At 67.4% G+C, this 242-nt stretch carries 1 protein-coding gene; it reads right to left on the bottom strand.

The window, feature by feature from the left end; genetic code table 11:
• Positions 1 to 10: 10 nt before the first annotated feature.
• Entirely contained in the window at positions 11 to 199 is a 189-nt protein-coding gene (locus AAEZ00_RS22025; RefSeq protein WP_351090160.1) for a hypothetical protein, read from the bottom strand.
• Positions 200 to 242 lie beyond the last annotated feature (43 nt).

Here is a 242-nt window from a genome sequence, read left to right as displayed (position 1 = left end):
CTTCGATACACTAATCTCTCCTCTGTATATTCTCTTGTTTATTTTTTCTTTTTTTTTTATTTTTCCCCCCCCCCCCCCCCCCGCCCGCCCCCGCCCCCCCCCCCCCGCCCCCCCCCGCCCCCCCCCCCGCCGCCCCCCCCCCCCCCCCCCCCCCCCCCCCGCCGGCACACCACCCGAGGAGTCCACACAACGGCCCCATTGCCCGCTGCACCGGCATAGTTCCACAAGCCAATGGTCAAGGA

The organism is Shewanella sp. S1-49-MNA-CIBAN-0167, from assembly GCF_040310145.1.
In the GTDB taxonomy this organism is placed as follows: Bacteria; Pseudomonadota; Gammaproteobacteria; order Enterobacterales; family Shewanellaceae; genus Shewanella; species Shewanella psychromarinicola.
The sequence above is the reverse complement of the archived record's forward strand: the minus strand, read 5'-3'. Positions and strand labels throughout refer to the sequence as shown.